Source organism: Microbacterium sp. NPDC006705, from assembly GCF_044903545.1.
Lineage (GTDB): Bacteria > Actinomycetota > Actinomycetes > Actinomycetales > Microbacteriaceae > Microbacterium > Microbacterium plantarum.
Genome location: NZ_JBJDQQ010000001.1, coordinates 856,073 through 872,583, shown reverse-complemented (window position 1 = coordinate 872,583; position 16,511 = coordinate 856,073). Strand labels below are relative to the sequence as shown.

Annotated in this window: 15 protein-coding genes, 1 tRNA gene and 1 pseudogene; 10 read left to right on the top strand and 7 right to left on the bottom strand. The window is 65.6% G+C overall.

Going from position 1 to position 16,511, the window contains the following annotated elements; genetic code table 11:
- Window positions 1–34 precede the first annotated feature (34 nt).
- Both ACI2K6_RS04185 and ACI2K6_RS04180 read right to left on the bottom strand, forming a co-directional pair.
- Window positions 35–403, bottom strand: a complete 369-nt coding sequence (locus tag ACI2K6_RS04185) for an RNA-binding S4 domain-containing protein (RefSeq protein ID WP_023951692.1) — start codon at window positions 401–403, stop codon at window positions 35–37.
- Window positions 404–425: 22 nt separating this feature from the next.
- Window positions 426–1,043: a GNAT family N-acetyltransferase gene (locus ACI2K6_RS04180; protein WP_404568152.1), complete on the bottom strand. Its 618-nt coding sequence runs from the start codon at window positions 1,041–1,043 to the stop codon at window positions 426–428.
- A 113-nt stretch (window positions 1,044–1,156) separates the two neighbouring features.
- Here ACI2K6_RS04180 and ACI2K6_RS04175 point away from each other — a divergent pair.
- Window positions 1,157–1,230, top strand: a tRNA-Pro gene (locus ACI2K6_RS04175).
- Between the two features lie 209 nt (window positions 1,231–1,439).
- Here ACI2K6_RS04175 and ACI2K6_RS04170 read toward each other — a convergent pair.
- Entirely contained in the window at window positions 1,440–1,631 is a 192-nt protein-coding gene (locus ACI2K6_RS04170; protein ID WP_404568151.1) for a tyrosine-type recombinase/integrase, read from the bottom strand.
- Window positions 1,632–1,675: 44 nt separating this feature from the next.
- Here ACI2K6_RS04170 and ACI2K6_RS04165 point away from each other — a divergent pair.
- Window positions 1,676–3,739, top strand: a pseudogene (locus ACI2K6_RS04165) (AAA family ATPase); the annotation flags it as partial.
- A 37-nt stretch (window positions 3,740–3,776) separates the two neighbouring features.
- On the opposite strand, the gene ACI2K6_RS04160 reads toward ACI2K6_RS04165, so the two are convergent.
- On the bottom strand, window positions 3,777–5,072 hold the full coding sequence (locus ACI2K6_RS04160) for a hypothetical protein (RefSeq protein ID WP_404568150.1): 1,296 nt from the start codon (window positions 5,070–5,072) through the stop codon (window positions 3,777–3,779).
- 272 nt (window positions 5,073–5,344) lie between these two features.
- On the opposite strand from ACI2K6_RS04160, the gene ACI2K6_RS04155 reads away from it, so the two are divergent.
- The gene (locus ACI2K6_RS04155) at window positions 5,345–6,493 is read left to right on the top strand and encodes a hypothetical protein (RefSeq protein WP_404568149.1); all 1,149 of its coding nucleotides are present in this window, start codon (window positions 5,345–5,347) and stop codon (window positions 6,491–6,493) included.
- A gap of 76 nt (window positions 6,494–6,569) precedes the next feature.
- Here the strand turns inward: ACI2K6_RS04155 and ACI2K6_RS04150 are convergent, their stop codons facing one another.
- The 3 genes from ACI2K6_RS04150 to ACI2K6_RS04140 all read right to left on the bottom strand — a co-directional run bounded on the left by ACI2K6_RS04150 (window position 6,570) and on the right by ACI2K6_RS04140 (window position 9,932).
- Window positions 6,570–7,823 carry a helix-turn-helix domain-containing protein gene (locus ACI2K6_RS04150; protein WP_404568148.1) on the bottom strand — a complete coding sequence of 418 codons (1,254 nt, stop codon included), beginning with the start codon at window positions 7,821–7,823 and terminating at the stop codon, window positions 6,570–6,572.
- 227 nt (window positions 7,824–8,050) lie between these two features.
- Window positions 8,051–9,220, bottom strand: coding sequence for a hypothetical protein (locus ACI2K6_RS04145; protein WP_404568147.1), 1,170 nt, complete (start codon window positions 9,218–9,220; stop codon window positions 8,051–8,053).
- A gap of 13 nt (window positions 9,221–9,233) precedes the next feature.
- Entirely contained in the window at window positions 9,234–9,932 is a 699-nt protein-coding gene (locus ACI2K6_RS04140) for a hypothetical protein (protein WP_404568146.1), read from the bottom strand.
- A 377-nt stretch (window positions 9,933–10,309) separates the two neighbouring features.
- Between ACI2K6_RS04140 and ACI2K6_RS04135 the strand changes: the two genes are divergently transcribed.
- The 7 genes from ACI2K6_RS04135 to ACI2K6_RS04105 all read left to right on the top strand — a co-directional run bounded on the left by ACI2K6_RS04135 (window position 10,310) and on the right by ACI2K6_RS04105 (window position 16,464).
- Window positions 10,310–10,666: a sulfate permease gene (locus ACI2K6_RS04135; RefSeq protein WP_404568145.1), complete on the top strand. Its 357-nt coding sequence runs from the start codon at window positions 10,310–10,312 to the stop codon at window positions 10,664–10,666.
- A gap of 87 nt (window positions 10,667–10,753) precedes the next feature.
- The gene (locus tag ACI2K6_RS04130; protein ID WP_404568144.1) at window positions 10,754–11,005 is read left to right on the top strand and encodes a helix-turn-helix domain-containing protein; all 252 of its coding nucleotides are present in this window, start codon (window positions 10,754–10,756) and stop codon (window positions 11,003–11,005) included.
- The gene (locus ACI2K6_RS04125; protein WP_404568143.1) at window positions 10,998–12,179 is read left to right on the top strand and encodes a tyrosine-type recombinase/integrase; all 1,182 of its coding nucleotides are present in this window, start codon (window positions 10,998–11,000) and stop codon (window positions 12,177–12,179) included. Before ACI2K6_RS04130 ends, ACI2K6_RS04125 begins: the two co-directional genes overlap by 8 nt.
- A 94-nt stretch (window positions 12,180–12,273) precedes the next feature.
- Window positions 12,274–13,071, top strand: coding sequence for a hypothetical protein (locus ACI2K6_RS04120; protein WP_404568142.1), 798 nt, complete (start codon window positions 12,274–12,276; stop codon window positions 13,069–13,071).
- A complete protein-coding gene (locus ACI2K6_RS04115) occupies window positions 13,064–14,170 on the top strand; it encodes an XRE family transcriptional regulator (protein WP_404568141.1) in 1,107 nt (368 codons plus the stop codon). The genes ACI2K6_RS04120 and ACI2K6_RS04115 overlap by 8 nt, the downstream gene beginning before the upstream one ends.
- Entirely contained in the window at window positions 14,167–15,609 is a 1,443-nt protein-coding gene (locus ACI2K6_RS04110; RefSeq protein WP_404568140.1) for a hypothetical protein, read from the top strand. The genes ACI2K6_RS04115 and ACI2K6_RS04110 overlap by 4 nt, the downstream gene beginning before the upstream one ends.
- A gap of 39 nt (window positions 15,610–15,648) precedes the next feature.
- Window positions 15,649–16,464 carry a hypothetical protein gene (locus ACI2K6_RS04105; protein WP_404568139.1) on the top strand — a complete coding sequence of 272 codons (816 nt, stop codon included), beginning with the start codon at window positions 15,649–15,651 and terminating at the stop codon, window positions 16,462–16,464.
- The last annotated feature ends 47 nt before the right edge of the window (window positions 16,465–16,511 follow it).

Genomic DNA, 16,511 nt, shown 5'->3' with positions numbered 1-16,511 from the left:
TCGGCTGCCGGTGTTGCGCGCTGGGGCTGGGCGGTCAGTCGACTCCGCGCAGTCGATCGATCTCGCGACGTTCGCGTTTCGTCGGTCGGCCGGCGCCACGGTCACGGACGGCGAGCATCGCCATCGGCTCGCGCGGGGGAGTGCGGTCTTCCAGGGCGGTCGCGGCGACGGGCGCGCCGACGCGCTTGGTGAGCGTCTGCCGGACGACGAGGATGCGGTCAAAGCCCGCGATCCGCACCCGCAGCTCGTCACCGGGCTTCACCGACTGCGACGCCTTGACCTTTTCGCCGTTGACCCGGACGTGACCGGCGCGGCACGCCGTGGTCGCCGCCGAGCGGGTCTTGTAGATGCGGACCGCCCACAGCCACGAGTCCACGCGGACGGGGGCGTCGGATGCGGTCATGCGTTCCATTCTCGTCGAAGCGTCACGGGTGCTCGCCGGTGCTGGTCTCGTTCGCGCCGGCCAGGTCAAGGGAGACGACGGCGACGTGCGGCTTCGGGCGGGCGACTTCGCGGAAGCCCGCGCTGAGGAACGTGGAGAGGGCGCCATGGTACAGCTCGTTCGAGGTGACCTTGCGACCCGCGTCCGGGTCGACCGGGTACGCCTCGACCACGCGCGCGCCGTTCTCGCGGGCGAAGGCGATCGCGGCATCGAGGAGCGCCGCGTTCAACCCCGTGCGGCGGTGTTCTTTGCGCACGGCGAAGCAGCTGACCGCCCAGACGTCCGCGTCATCCCAGGGCTCTTCGGATGCGCCGGCGTACGCGCGGGTCTTACTCAGTCGCACCTGGCGCGTGCGCGGCCCGACGCGAACCCAGCCGGCTGCGTGACCGTCGACGTAAGCCACGAGGCCGGGGGAGGGTGCGGCATCCACTTCGCTGCGGAACGCCGCCGCCCGACCCTCGATGTCGGTGCGCTGGAACTCGGCGTTCGTCATCGTCCACCACTGGCACTGACACTCGCGTCCGTCACCACCGCCGCTCATGGCGTGCTGTGCGTCGCTGAAGCTGCCGGGCGTCACCGGCACGATCCTCGTCTCGGTCATGGGCCGACCGTAGCGCTCGCCACCGACACGGGCAACGCGCCCGGGTGCACCGGTTCGCGAGTGGGCCGCGGACCCGTTAGGATAGGGGAGTTGTCCGCGTGCGGACAGCGGACCGGGATGTGGCGCAGCTTGGTAGCGCACTTGACTGGGGGTCAAGGGGTCGCAGGTTCAAATCCTGTCATCCCGACGGAAAAGCCCTGATGAGAAGCGATTTTCATCAGGGCTTCGTCATGTCTGGCGACGGGTTTTCGTTGGTCCCCCTCTGGTCCCCTCGCCAAGGTATCGGCGCCGGCCCACAGACGGCGGAGGGCGTATCTGGCTCTCTGGAAGTCGTCGCCTGTGGATAAGGGGACCAAAAGGGGACCAGAGCATCTGATCATGGTTCCTGGCTACCCGTCACAGCGACCTCGACGCCTCGCGCCGGCTCGGTCTGCTTGCCTTGGAGGATCGGGCAAGGAAGGCGTTGGCCTGCTCCGCGGCGGAGGCTAGGTGGCGGTCGTCGGGGTGCAGGTATCCGCGGGTGGTCTCGACGGAGGCGTGGCCGAGGATGTCCTGGAGGACGTGCAGCGGGACGCCTGCGTCGGCCATCCAGGTCGCGCCAGTGTGCCGGAGGCCGTGTCGGGTGAGGTCGGGCAGCCGAAGACCGCCTCCTCGAACGCGCCCGCACCACGACCGGGCCGACCGTGCCGCTGGTCACGGTGGAGCGGATCGCGCGCCGGCCCGACCGACAGGGCCGCACCCTCGGCCCAGACCAGGCAGACGCGCTGGCGAAGATCGCCCTCTCCGGCCGGCTCATCGACGTCCTCGTGGGTCCCGCCGGGGCGGGGAAGACGACCGCTATGAACGCGCTGCGGCGGGCGTGGGAGCACGAGCACGGGCACGGCAGCGTGGTCGGGCTCGCGCCGTCCGCGGTCGCCGCGCAGGTCCTCGCCGATGACCTCGGGATCGCCACGGAGAACACGGCGAAGTGGTGGCAGAACCACATCATGTACGGCGAGACGTTCCGCAAGGGCCAGCTCGTCATCATCGACGAGGCATCCCTAGCGGGCACCGTCTCCCTCGACCGCATCACCGCCCTCGCCGTCGAAGCCGGCGCGAAGACGCTGCTCGTCGGGGACTACGCCCAACTCCAGTCACCGACCGCATCCGGCGCCTACGCGATGCTCGTCCACGACCGCGACGACACCCCCGAACTCGTAGACATCCACAGGTTCAGGAACCCGTGGGAGAAGACCGCCTCCCTCGGCCTGCGGCACGGCGACACCACGGTCATCGACGCCTACGCGACGCATCAGCGCATCAGCGAGGGCGACACGGAGGCGATGATCGAGGCCGCCTACGCCGCCTGGCGCACCGACACCATCGACGGGAAGGCGAGCGTGCTGGTCGCGGACTCGAACGAGTCCGTGCTGGCGCTGAACGAGCGGGCGCGTGCCGAGCTGATCCTGGACGGCACAGTGAACGCCCGCCGCGAGGTCGAGTTGCACAACGGCCAGCGTGCCGCTGCCGGCGATACCGTCATCACCCGCAATAACGACCGCCGTCTCCGTGCCGGGCGAGGCTGGGTCCGCAACGGCAACAGGTGGACGGTCACCGAGGTCCGCGACGACGGCTCCCTCACTCTCCGCAGAGCCGGCCAGCGGTGGGGCGGTTCCGTCGTGATCCCCGCCGGCTACGCGGCCGAGCACCTGGAGCTCGGCTACGCGATCACCTCCTACCGGACGCAGGGCGTCACGGTCGCAACCGCCCACGTCTTGGCCGACGCGACCACGACGAGGGAGAACTTCTACGTCGCCATGACCCGCGGCGCCGAGAGCAACCACGCCTATCTCGCGGTCGACCGGCCCGACCCCGCGCACGACGGCCCCCGCAGTGAGGCGACTGGGCGCAGCGTCATGGCCGCGATCCTCCAGCACACTGGCGCCGAGCTCTCCGCCCACGAGGCGATCACCGCCGAACAGGACGCCTGGGGGTCGATAGCTCAGCTCGCCGCCGAGTACGAGCTGATCGCCGCCGCAGCCCAACGGGACAGGTGGGCGCTCCTCATCCATGCCTCCGGGCTCAGCGACGACGAGGCCGAAGCGGCGATCAGCTCCCCGGCATTCGGTGCCCTGACCGCTGAGCTGCGCCGGGCCGAGGCGAACCACCATGACATCGAGAAGCTGCTCCCGCGCCTGGTCCGGGCGCGGGCGTTCGGTGACGCCGACGACATCGCAGCCGTCCTTCACTACCGCGTCGCCCGAGCCACCGTCCGGCCCGTCGGCTCCGGGCGGGCACGGAAGGCGCCCCGCCTGATCGCCGGGCTCATCCCGGAGGCCACCGGCACGATGAGCGCGGAGTTCCGGCAGGCGCTCACTGAGCGGCGTGACCTGATCGAAGCTCGCGCCGACGCGCTCCTCGAAACCGCGCTGCACGAACGTCGCGGCTGGGCGGCAGCACTCGGAGCTGCGCCGAAGCAAGGAGGGGACGCGGCCGCCTGGCGGCAGGCCGCCCGCATCGTCGCCGCGTACCGCGACCGCTACGACATCACCGGCCCGGCTCCGCTCGGGGCGCCGGCCGAGAGTGACGCGCAGAAAGTCGATGCGGCTCGCGCGCGGGCGGCACTCGAGCGAGCTCGAAGCCTCGCCGATGCAGGACGACAGCCGCAGGAGCCCGCCAGCCGCACCGGGTCAACACGGGTCGGTCCGACGTTGTAGGGAAGCGGGAGTCGGCGCAAGCATCGGCCGAGTGATCTTAGAACGGCCAGACTCTCGGCTCGTCAAGCTCCTCAGGCACCCTGACCGACGAAGCTCTGGGGTGGGATTGAAGGAGTTGCCGCACGGTCCGTATGGCGAAGTAGGCCTCCACAACTAGACGCCGTTGATCTGTCCATGTTGCCAGGTCGTATTCGTTCTCACGCAGAGTGTGAGCTGCGCCAGAACGTGCTCGGCGAATCTCCTTGAGGATCGTGGCTGCAGCGGGCACCATGTTTTCGGGATCGTGCCTGACCGTCCGCTCCATCCACTCGATGAGCATGTTCATCGTGCCGCGCTGGCCTTGATATGTATTGCCCTCGCCATCCCGCCTCTCCTCGGTAAGCGAGATTCCAGCTCTGCGAAAGAACCGTTGGTCGAGATTGTCGATCAATAGCTTGTTGAGCTGCTCGATGAAGTTGGATAGCTCGCGTCGAGTAGGGCGAATCAGGTAACCGTAGTCCGTGGGGCGGCCAGCACCTTCGAAAAGAGTCCGAAAGAGCGCTGGATAGCCGATCGCATCGCAAATCTCGTTCGCAAGATTCATCTCCATGAGGATCGCCGTGTACGGGCTGACGCGCTCCGGAAACTCTCCCATGAGATGAGGTCGCACCCAATCGGGGTGAAGCACCCAGTCCTGGCGCTCATGCTCGAAAGACTTCCAGTACGACTGCTCAGCCGGCGAGAGATCATGGAGATAGCGCAATGGCACGCCAACGACGATTTCGTTGCTATCCGGGTCGCGATCAAACCCGATGCTGAACGTCGTCAGGTAGGTGTCGAGCGGGGTGCCCTCCCGAGCCCTGATCTCGCCGCCGATGTCGAGGGTGTAGTCGTACCGCGGGTCATCTCGGTATCGGCCGAGCACATCGGCTCGAAAGAACACAGACTCAAGCTGGGCATGCCCAAGGGCAAGAGCCGCTGAATAGGGGGCATTCGGATAGCGGCTACCCGCCTCCATCGCAGTGAGCGTCGCACGAGTCGGATACAGCACAGCCGAACGCGTCCCGCCGCGCCGCCGGACCTCTGCAAGGTTGTCCGCTGCTGATTGGTGGGGGAATCCGAGGATGTTCGGGTTGACCATCTCGTGCCCGAAGTTGGCGTACACCGCACCCTCCGCGACGAGCTCAGTAAGCACGATCTCGGGGTCTACAGAGAACTCCTCCGCAACAGTCATGAGCGAAGCAGCCGCAACACCATTGAAGTCCGGCGATTCCAGATACAGCTTCGCGATCTGCTCGCGCAGCAGCTCCTTCATAACCTCGTGGGCCGACCGCCCCGGCTCAGCATCAGTCACGTCTCAATCGTTCCGTAGTCAGTGGACAACTACTAGCAGCCGCCGGCACCCGCACAAGCTGCTTGCTCGTGATGGACGAGTGGAGCCTCGGTGGGTAGACTATGCACAGGCAGTCTGGACTGCCTGTCTCCGAGTCCGAGCCCCCACGCGGCGAAGACGTCGAGGACAACCGCAGATGCGGAATCCAGAGAAGCAGTACCTGTTGGTTCGAGACCTCTCTCAAGTCACAGGGCTGGCAGGCGTGGGGTGCATAGCCCGGAACAAGAGATGAGATGACTCCCAACAACAACACTCCGAGCCGCGCGTTCCAGCAGGACGCGCGCGCCTGGTCAGCCTTCACGGGCACGAACTACACCTCCGCGCTGCGGCAGATGAGTTCCCCCCTGGCCCAAGGACTCCTCGGTCCACGGGTCAGCGCGCGACGGTTGATCGCCGCCCTCAATGATCACGAGATGATCGGCGCCAACGGCGGCGCTCCCCGCTTCGGCGAGAACGGCGTCCGCTCGGACTCGCCGTGGAGCTTCAACGGCAAGACCGACTACATCCAGCTTGCCCTCATCACGGACATGCTGCGGATGTTCACGCCCACCTCGGGCTCCGAGGTTCCAGAGGTCGGCAGCTACTCCCTGAAGCACACCGCAGAGTGGTTCCTCAGCCCCCACTTCTCATACGTGTCCAACGGCCGCCTGATCTGGGCGGCGGCAGCGCTGGGACTTCCGATCACAGACCCGGACGGCGACGGTCCGAACCTCCTGATCGGCGTCTCGGAGCGCGAGCACGACTACGTGCGCCGCATGGTCGGCTCGGGTCAGACCCGGCCGCAGGCCGACCACTACCGTCCCGCCGGGTACGAGCACCTGCGCGCCGCGCTCGCGCGGGCCGCCGCCGGGGAACTCATCACCGAAGGTTGGGTCCGGCCGGAGCCGGTCGCAGAGCCGGCTCCGTTCCACGACTGGCTCGTCCAGCAGGTCAGCCGCAACGATGTCGTGGGCGACCTCGCCGGCGACTACGCAGCCGGCGTCCGCGACAGCGATCACCGCGTCGCTCGCACCGCAGACGAACTCCTGGCCATCTTCCACGAGGTCTCCCACTCGCCGGAGGCATACGATGCCGTGGTCACCTCGATCGCCGAGTGGATGCGGACAGAGCCTTCGCCGGCGCCCATCCGCACCGAGCCGGTCGGCGGAGACGCGCACGACCACGGAGGATGGGGCGCCGGTGCGGGGACAGTTGAGCGCTACGAGTTCCTGTGCCCCTGCGGAGACGGGACGATTATCGAAGAGCACGACAACATCCCTGGCTTCCGCGAGCACGACGTGCGGATCGACTGCGACAAGTGCCACGCAGAATGGCGCTTCGTCGACGGCAGGGGCGTTCGAGACTGGGCGCTGGAACCCGTGACCGTGCGCCCCGCCGCCTAACAGACCAGGCCGGAACCGCGCGCTGCACCGAGCCGGTGCGAACCCGCCTCGGTGCGGCGCCCTTGGCGAGTCCGGGTTACGTCGATTCGTCGCGGGCCGGCGGCTGGATCATCAGCACGTTCGAGACGCCGCCCTGATTCACGCAGTCCTGAGCAAAGTCGTGAACGTGCCAGAAGAAGTCCGCCGCCGGCTCGACGGCGTTCACGGTGGTCTCGACCGGCGTGTAGCGGTGCAGCGGGACCGAAACGCCGTCGTAGGTGAAGCCCATGTTGTCCTTAGTCAGGATTGTCAGCGGCTGCTCGCCGGCCCATTCGATGCCAAGGCGCACGTCGTACTCGTCGTTGCCTGTCGTCTCCGCTGTCGTCCTCGTGAGCGCCAGCAGATCGGCGATGGCGCACTCAATAGCGACAGATTCCACCTGCCAGCCCTCGAAGTACCCGTCGCTACTCATGCGATGCCCGCCCACCGCCGCGGCAACCGTGACGGAGCCGTCATGGTGAATGCTGATCCACGCTTCCCTCCAGACCGAGCGTTCGCCGGTCGCCGCGTTCACAGCCACCCAGCGGCGCAAGCCGGGGCGCGGGTTGTCGCGGTCGACGTTCTCCAGCGGGTGGACGCCTCCGCGGCCGGCGTAGGTCAGGGCCAGTCCGACGGTCTTCATCAGTACCCCTCGAGTTTCCTCACGAGTCAGACGGTCCCGGAAGCGTGGAATGCGGGGGTGAGCAACCGCGATTAGCCAGGCGCGCTTGTCAGAGTCCCGCCCCGCTACGGCCTCGGCATACAGCGAGTCCAACGCCTCGGTCGCGTGCCGACGTTCCTCGAAACGAGCGCGGTACATCGCCTCGATCTGCCGCTCCTTCATCCACACCGTGTCTGAGTCGTTGCGCACCGGGGCGGCGAAGTAGTCGTTCTTGTAGATCAGGTGTGGCCCGTCGAGGCTCGCAGGCACCTCTACGATGACGGCTCGACTCCCTGCGGTTCCGAGGCGGTGCATGTTGAGCCCGAAGACAGGCGGTGAGATGGCGGTGATCGCCGCACTCCGCAAGGAACGCTCGTACGCCTCATCAAGCTCAGCGACATCGACCCGCTCGACCGCCGCCTTCTGCGACTCGCGCACACCGAACACGATGACGCCGCCGCCGCTGTTCGCCATCGCGGCTACGTCTTTCGGGAAGTCCGTCTGGGGCAAGCCCTTGGCTGGCGGCAGCTCGGACTTCCAGTCCAGATCGTCGGTCTCCATGACGCCTGCGGCCACCGCTGCGTCGAGCAAATCGTCAGTCAGCGGCCCCGGCGCGAATCCTAGGACACGGTGGAGTGCGGTGAACGTCATCACCCCAGCGTAGGGAGGAGAGCAGCCACGAGGCACTGCTCGACGAGTTGCACCACGCACTCGGCGAGCGCCGCGGCCGCATCGACTGCTGCGCCGCTATGCTCCCCGACACCACGCCGGCCAGGGCCTGAGCTGGACGACTATGTGCGATTCCCAGGCGAACCAGCCCCGCGCCGTGATGGCGTGGCTCTCGAACACACGCACGGGCACCACGTACCAAGATCGCCCTATCGGCGGAAGATCGACGTGTCCCCGTGCCGCACTGAGTAGCGCACCCCGAGCCGCTCAGCCGCCCGAGCCAGAGCGTTTGCGGGCACACCGATGTGTTGCGCGAGAGTCAGTGTCGTGAGGATTCGGGTCGCGTCGCGGACAGCGCGGGACTCCGCGTCAGTGACGTAATGCGAACCACGGGAAGCGTCGGGGGCGCCTTGGTGAGCGATGTCATTTCGTGCCCACAGGAGGTGGTTTCCCCAGTCCTCTGCGTCAACCTTTGCGGCCTGCACGATTCCCATCCCCAGCCCGGCGACGATCTTCCGTAGAACGTCGCGGTAGTGGGTCGGGCGAGCTGCCCCTGGAAGGAGGGTCCGGCCGGTGTGCTCTGCGACGGCGGCAAGGGCGATCAGCTCACTCTCGACAAAACCAGGCTGGTAGAGGGTTCCCGCTAGCACCTGCGGCACTGGACGCAGGTCTGCTCGGGCACGCCACCAGCCATTGAGGACCTCCTGGGCGTAGGTGCCGGCGAGCCGCAGGACGAACTCGATCGGTTGGCGAGCCGGTTTGCCGAACGGTGGATAACGATCATGGCCGTGGATTGTGACCGTTCGTCCTGTCGCGTCAATTGCGGTCAGAGCCAAGCGGCCGATCGGCTGATCTTCAGCGAAGGTGAGCAGGTCTTGCCATGCGGCTAGATGTTCGTCGAACTCTTCGAGTGGGGCGGGGTCGGCAGTCTCGATCACCACCGCGTCGTCAACCGGATAACGCAGCGTCATCGACCGCGCGAGACCAAGTGCCGGGAGCGTGAGTGGGTCGTTCAGGCTCCGGGCAGCGCCATCCTCAAAGCGGTAGCTGGAGGCGAGGCGCCCGTGCTCGTAGGTCGCACGAACCGAGACGTACTCGGGGGCAAGCTCATCGGACCCGAGACGCACCTCTGACAGCAGAAGCCCGAGCTCACCGGCCTTGACCCATATCGAACCGGACAGCCTGACCGGGATGCCGTTGATGCTGCCGCGAAGCTCGCGCAGTGCTGAGCGCCCCGTCGTGTAGGAGAACCGATAGGCGGTCGTGAGCAGCACCCTGCCCGCATCGCTCACGAGGACACCGCGACCGGAACCTGCGTCCACGCCAACGACGGTGAACTCGACTTCAATAGGGAGAGTGATGCCCGCGTCGAACAGCATGACTAATTCTTCGCTATCTTGCCGAGCCCGACCCGTCGGGGTGACGCCAGGGCCAGCCGGCCACATCCGAACTAACCACCTCGCCGGTCGCAAGCCGTACTTCGGCTCTCAGGCTCTCGACCACCAGCGGGTGCGCCGCGACTCCGATGGAGCGAATCGTGTCCATCGAGGTCAGCCACTGCACTGCCTCCCCATCCGCAAGTCGGTACGGAAGAGGGGGGTTCGAGGCTCCGAAGTCGTTGCGCCCCAAGAGGGTCATTTCTGGCGGCCGATCAACGTCCTCCGCCTCGAAGGCCCAGTAGATGCTGATCGACGCTACGGAGACAGCGATGCTCCCGACGTTGCGTATGTCCGTGATGAGAAGCTTCGGATGCTTGTCCAGAACCGGATTGAGCTCCAGCACGAGACTGAACGCGTCCAGGGGAACCGATGTGAACTCGGTCGCGTTCACGACGAATCCAGCGGAGATCGCGACGTCGATACGACGCACGGGTCCCGACTTCGCCGCGAACTCCTCCAGGAGCTTTTCGAGGTTGCTCTCGGTGAGGATCGAGCCGAGCGAACCAGGTGGCTCGCTCGGCTCGTTGTCACGCTTCCATTCCGCGAGTATCTCCACGGAGTAGTTCTGGGGTTCGATCGTGTCCACCAGCTTGTGATGCGGCTTGCAGAGCAAGATCAGATTCTCGATCGCGGCCCGCTCAGGGTCCGTCATGCTCGAGTCGTACCTGGCAGATCCCGGCTTCGCCCCTCGTATGTGCGCGATGTCAACGCCCACGATCGCGTGACTGGCTTCCGTCGAGATGACGGGAACAGGACAGGCCGGGTAGTAGCAGGTGCCTCGCGCCATGCGGAACAACAGGCGCTCGGTTCCCGCGCCGTAGTCCCTCGGTCCGCCGCTCACACTCTAAGCATGGCCCAGGCGGGCGGTCATGTGCCGCTTCGGCTATTCCGACCGTCACCCATCGGTCGTATTGTGGAGGGAGAGGCAGCGTCTCCAATCTTTGCGGGTCCTTCGGGACAGTCCCTTCGGGGCCACTCATCATGTTCTGCCTCCTCGACGGAGAACCACGTCTGATGAGAGGCCCGACCATGCTTCGACTGCTCTGCGCGCTGAGCGTCCGCACCCGCTACTTCCTGCGGCGCTACATGCCCACCAACATCCTGCTCGAGCTGATCCGCACCCGTCGCGGACTGAAAGGGGGAATCCCCGCGATGCTCCTGGCTGCGCCCTACCTGCTCGCCGCGAACTACTGCATCACCGTCATCGATGGCGGTGGCTCGGGCTGGCTCAACCTCCTCGTGCTGCTGTTCTGCTGGAACGCGCTCAAGTTCATCGCGATCGGCCCGGTGAGCCTGGCACTCCTGGCCGGAGCCCGGCTGCGTGAACAGCGCGAACGGCGAGCCCTTCGGGGGAGTGGGATCGGCAGCGCCGCAGGCTTCCTCTGACTGACGACATCGCTCGTCATCCGCCTCAGGCAGGTCCGGTATCTGCCGACGGCAGCATCACACGCCAAGGGCTTCGAGACTGGAGGGATGAACGATGACCCGCAGCCCAGCTCCCACGGGCTGGAACCACTCCTGAGCATCAACGAACTTGCCGACTACCTCGGCGTCCCCGTTTCGACCATCTACGACTGGCGCACCAGCGGGAAAGGCCCTCGCGCCTACCGGTTCGGGAAGCGCATCATGTTCGGCGTCAGCGACGTCCGCACCTGGATGGGGGCCATGCGCGAACCCGCCGGCGCCGCCACGTTTCCCGGTGGTGCGGAGAGCGCGCGTGGGTAGGCCCCGAACCCCGATCGGCACCTTCGGAGTCATCGCCACCAGCGCACAGCCCAGCGGCAACCACGTCGCCAAGACCCGCTACCGCGACTGGGACGGCAAGAGCCGACTCGTCCAGGCCACCGGGTCCTCGAGCTCCGCCGCCGAGCGAAAGCTGAAGCAGAAGCTCTCCGAACGCTCGTTGTACCAGCCGGGATTCAACGGGATGAGCGCCGACAGCCCCTTCCCGGAACTCGTCGCCTACTGGCTGGAAGACATGGAGATCGAAGACCGGCTTTCACGAACCACCAGGAACCTGTACGAGCGAGACATGCGCGCCCTCGTCCTCCCGGCGTTCAAGGACCTCACACTCCGGGAGATCGGCGTCGCCCGCTGCGACTACTTCCTCAAGCAACTCGCCAAGCGCAGCTACAGCCGCGCCAAGCACGCCCGCGTCGTCCTCCGCCTCGCCCTCGCGCTCGCGGTCCGACACGAGATCCTGCCCCGCAACCCGATGGACCACGTCTCCCGGCTACACCGGAAAAAGAGCATCCCGGACGCGTTCACGATCGGCGAGGTGCAGGAGATCCGGGCAGCGATCAAGGCATGGGAGTCACGGCGGATACTGGCGGGACCAAGGCCTGATCGGCAACTCGGGCAGATCGTCGAGGTCATGCTCGGCACCTCCGCCCGCATCGGCGAAGTCCTCGCCATCCGCCTCCAGGATCTCGACCTGGATAGTCCGATTCCGACGGCACGGATCGCTGGGACGATCATCAGCCGCAAGGGTGAGCCGACACACCGGCAGGATCATCCGAAGACGGATCGCTCGGTTCGCCGCGTCGCGCTACCTTCATTCGCGCTGTACGCGATCCGATCGCGTCTTCTCCGGACCGGCGAGACCGATTCGGGGGCGTTGCTATTCAGCACGCGGATGAGGACGCCACACACGACGAACAATATCCGCCGGCTCCTTCGCGACGTGATGGATCAAGCCGGGATCGAGAACGTCACCCCGCACCGATTCCGCCGCACCGTCGCCACAGTCATCAACGACGCCCAGGGCGCGCTCCTCGCCTCCGAACTCCTCGGGCACACCGACCCGCGGATCACGATGCAACACTACATTCACCGAAATGAGACCGTGAACCCCGCCACCGCCGAGCACCTCGAGCGAGCTTTCGGAAGAGCGGGGTGAGGACCCCTGGCGCACGAAGCAAATTAGAAGGCACAAGCCACGCTGGGAGTGAAAACTAGTACGCAACTTACTGACCTGGGTGTAGGCTTATCTTGTGACTGCTGAAGACGACGCCATCGCGAGCCTCCGGACCTCCGGCCTCCTCGACGTGCTCGCGTGGGCCGCGCCAGCAGCCTTCGCCGCCACCGATCAGATTTATGACGAGGACGCCGGACATGACCAGGGAGTCATCGGCTACCTGAACTTTAAGCACCTCAAGGATCTGATGGACCGCGCGACCTCGAACGGGCGGTTCGCTCTGGGAGAAGATGTGGATGGAACTGGCTCAGATGTTCTCGAGCGCGGTATCGCGCCCGAGGCGTTCCGGTCTATGCCGTCACTTTCTCCCGAGGCGATTGCGCGGAGCAACTACCGGCAGTCACCAGGCTGGGCAGCCGACGGGCACCGTGTGCTGCTGCAGTCCTACATCTTCGGCCGCATCGACGACATCAAGTGGGTGGAGCGCAGCGATGCCAAGCGCCGAGTCGCCTCCCAGCAGTTCATCGGCGGGAACACGCTGTTCGACGACGCCGACTTCGGCCTGGAGTCGGTTCCCGGTATCCCTGATGATGACGAGTTCGTCGGCGTGACGCTCGTGGCGGCACATGCCTTCAACCCGATCACTAAGCAGTTCGAGCTCTACGTCGGCCAAAGTAAGAACCCCGTTCATCCCGAGGACTCCTGCTGGCACTGGCGTCAGTTGCTGCTTTCAGGCGGGACTCCGATGGGCGGCACGGGTGTGCGTGTGCCGCCCGCACTGCCTGGGGATTCGGCATCGACCAATGTGGACGATGTTGTCGTGCGAATGAAGAAGCCGCTCGCGGGCGAGGGGGCGGGCGCGGCGAATGGATAGCCCGCGCCGACCGTCCCAGACGCTCGCCGCCGCCGCCTCGTTTTTCAACGGCGAGCGTCTAGCAATGGCGCGACAACTCGCGGGGCTAAAGAAGGCGCATCTCGCTGCCCTGATCGAAATGTCGCCGGCTTCAGTGACGGCGTGGGAGAGCGGCGCGAAGCAACCCAACCGGGCCACTGTGGCGAAGCTGGCGCTTGCCCTGAAAGTCGAGCCGCAGTTCTTCGGCGGAGGCGCCCCGCCACGAGTGAACAAGCCGCACTTCCGGTCGCTCCGCTCCACCCCGCAGATCGCTCAGGATGAAGCCGAAGCGTATGGGCAGTTCGTCGCCGAGGTGACCGGTATGCTGGAAAACGCGGTCGAGTTTCCGGAAGCGCTGCTGCCCGATCTGCCTGTCGACCCTGAAGAGGGCACAACACCTCCGGAAGAGGCGGCCAGGGATGCCCGTGAGTTCTTCGGCGTCGGCCCAGGACCGATCCAGCATATGATCCGCCTCGCCGAGCGCGCGGGTGTAGTCGTCGTCTTCAGTGAGCCGGGGATTGCGGCTATCGACGCCTACTCCCTGCACACGGCCACGCGGCCGATTGTCGTTCTGAATCCCGCCAAGGACGACTACTACCGGCAGCGGTTCGACGTCGCCCACGAGCTCGGGCATCTGATCATGCATCACGACGCCGAACCCGGCGGGAAGATCGCTGAAGAGCAGGCTCATCGATTCGCATCCGAGTTCCTCATGCCTGCCGAGGAGATTGCCCCGTTCCTGCCGAGTTCTACGGCTGGCCGTGCATGGGCACAGCTCGCCGAGCTCAAGGAGCATTGGGGAGTCAGCCTGGCAGCGCTGTTGTACAGGGCTCGTGCACTCGGCATCATGGGCGACGTCTCATACCGGAACGCCATGATCCGCATGTCACAGAACGGCTGGCGCCGCGCCGAGCCCGGCCGGGTCGCATCACTTGAGATGCCCTCGATGCTGCCGCGCGCCCGTGAGGTCATGAGCTCCGCAGGGATCGACGACGACAGATTCCTCTCGGGATCGGGTCTGCCCGCCCACCTCTACGAGATAGCCGCATCTCGCGTTCCGCTGACCGGGGATCGATCGTGAGATTCTCGGAAGCCTTCGGGATCGAGCGCTCCGAGGCAGACGACTGGTTTGATCCACACCTCACCATCGACACCAAGCTCTTCATTGACCCGCTGCTTCTTCTCGAAGCGGGCGGCGAATGGGCACAAGCGCACAACGAGCTGATCGCCCACTTCGTCCACTGCTACGGCCTCGTCGCCAGGGCAACGAGCAGCACCTCGGTGTCAGCACAGGCGGCGCGGCGACTACTCACTTTCCCGGAGCCCTTCGAGCTCGGCCTCGGATACACGGCGGAAGGAACCCGTGGTTCCGGCGCCGGCGATCGCTTCGCGGCGCGGATGGCCGACGGTATCGCCGTCGCGATCGCCGCAGGCCTCGGGCAGCCCGAGCACATCGAGGAAATCGGCATCCTGAACGAGGGAATCGGGGCGGATCGGATCTCCGATGCGACCGCCAATGTCATCAAGAGCCGCCTGATCGCATACACGCAGGCCATCGCAACGCACCACAACGTCCCGCTCGACCAGCACAAGGTCCGGCATGCTCGTGTCAGCTTGGATAGCGCCAGATGGCATGACGAGGACGTTGCCCTTCCCACCAACCCTGTCACTGGGCGCCCGGTGATCCTCGTCCCGGCGTTCATCCTCAATGGCCTGCCGACGCTGAACGCGGATGACTGGTTCGACTCCCACTTCAATGACGACATCCGCCTGTCTCTCAACCTCCAGGTCGGTCAGGCGGTGACTAAGGCGAGCATCGTCGCTTTCGCCCGCCAGCACCCCGATCGAGTCCGGGACTGGGCGCGAGCCCAGACCAGCCGGGAAGACCTCATCGGCTACGACTTCGGCGCTGACCCGCTCGGGGTCGTTCAGTGGGACCGGGAACCGGCACGATACGCCGCTGAGCATCCTCTCCCGCCGCGCACGATCACAACTCACGATGATCTCGTCGACCTCGCCGCGAAAGTCGTGGAACAGTTCCGGCATTTCATCGAAGACCAGCGAGGCTGGAGCCTGCTGTGGAACGATGACGGCTCCGAGAAACCCGAAGAGGCAGCACAGCTGGTGTTCCTGGGCATCGCTCAGCAGTACCTCCGGCAGTTCGACGTCGAGCTCGACCGCGAAGTCGAGCTCGGACGCGGTCCGGTCGATTTCAAAGCATCCTCAGGCACATCTGCCCGTCTGCTGATCGAAGTCAAGAAGCTCCACAACGGCAGGTTCTGGAACGGGCTGCGGTACCAGCTCCCGAGCTATCTGCAATCCGACAACGCCACCAAAGGCTGGTTCATCGCGCTGCAGTACCGGAGCAACAAGGCCGCCGTGGACCGCCTCCGCGCACTCCCTGCCGATGTGTCCGAAGTCTCGACTGCAACCGGCAAGGAGATCCGCTTCACCGCGGTCGATGCTCGCCGACCGCTCTCCGCATCCAAGATCAACGGCGATCCGCAACTCGACAGATAGGTCGTCATTATGAGCTCACCAGCCTTCTTGACTCCGCTTTTGACACTTGAAGAAAGCGATGGCAAGTCGAAGGTTGAGTATGTCGTCGGTGGCGAGCAATTGGTAGATGATGCGCGTGACCTTGCCGCCGCGATCATCGCTGACGATGCGATGGTCGTTGCATGCGGGAAATCACCGGTCCTCGACCGGTGGCGCACGCGTCGTGACGGGGGCGCACCCTCGACGGGAGCGCAACTAGAAGCCGTCAAGGCATTTGTTTCCATCGGTTTCGGTCTTCCGGATGCTCCGAAGCCCGCTGATCATGTACAAGGGCACGTCGCGGAGTTGCTCTGGCACCGCGTTGTGGCCGAGCGTACATCCTGTCGGGACGGACGCACTCTCGTAGAAGCGCCACCCATCAAGGCCGATGCACTCGAACCAGGGGGAGATGGGCTCGTCGTGTACGAGGACTCTTGCGGAACCCTCGTTTTCCGGCTCTGGGAGATTAAGAAACACGACGCGGATGCTCGGATATCGAAAACGATCAACCGGGCGGCGAAACAGTTGCGCAAGAGAGGCCACCACTACCTTGCCAAGCTCGCGGGACCTGCGACCCTCACTGCTGAAGGTGCCCTGGGGGAGCTTTACGACGGCATGGTTGACCTCTGGTTCGAACGGAGCGCAAGAGCAGGCGTGGGAGTCTCCGTAGGGGCGTCTCTCGAACATCGCCCACGAAACAGCAACACGTTCAGATCGCTCGGCACACAATTCCCGGAGTTTGTGGCGGCTGGACAAACCGAGTCAATCGTTATTGCGTTGCCGAACTTTCCTGAGTTTGCCTCGAAGGTAAAGGAGATCCTATGGAGCGGTCTCTAGACATACATCTACTCGGCGAAGCGCTCGCGGGTCGCTCCGGTCTCCCG

Coding starts and splice junctions, on each gene's coding strand:
- ACI2K6_RS04170 (WP_404568151.1), bottom strand. CDS start 1,631: ATGGCCGACGCAGGCGTCCCGCTGCACGTCCTCCAGGACATCCTCGGC.
- ACI2K6_RS04155 (WP_404568149.1), top strand. CDS start 5,345: ATGACTCCCAACAACAACACTCCGAGCCGCGCGTTCCAGCAGGACGCG.
- ACI2K6_RS04115 (WP_404568141.1), top strand. CDS start 13,064: ATGGATAGCCCGCGCCGACCGTCCCAGACGCTCGCCGCCGCCGCCTCG.
- ACI2K6_RS04145 (WP_404568147.1), bottom strand. CDS start 9,220: ATGCTGTTCGACGCGGGCATCACTCTCCCTATTGAAGTCGAGTTCACC.
- ACI2K6_RS04150 (WP_404568148.1), bottom strand. CDS start 7,823: ATGACGTTCACCGCACTCCACCGTGTCCTAGGATTCGCGCCGGGGCCG.
- ACI2K6_RS04140 (WP_404568146.1), bottom strand. CDS start 9,932: ATGACGGACCCTGAGCGGGCCGCGATCGAGAATCTGATCTTGCTCTGC.
- ACI2K6_RS04130 (WP_404568144.1), top strand. CDS start 10,754: ATGAACGATGACCCGCAGCCCAGCTCCCACGGGCTGGAACCACTCCTG.
- ACI2K6_RS04180 (WP_404568152.1), bottom strand. CDS start 1,043: ATGACCGAGACGAGGATCGTGCCGGTGACGCCCGGCAGCTTCAGCGAC.
- ACI2K6_RS04185 (WP_023951692.1), bottom strand. CDS start 403: ATGACCGCATCCGACGCCCCCGTCCGCGTGGACTCGTGGCTGTGGGCG.
- ACI2K6_RS04135 (WP_404568145.1), top strand. CDS start 10,310: ATGCTTCGACTGCTCTGCGCGCTGAGCGTCCGCACCCGCTACTTCCTG.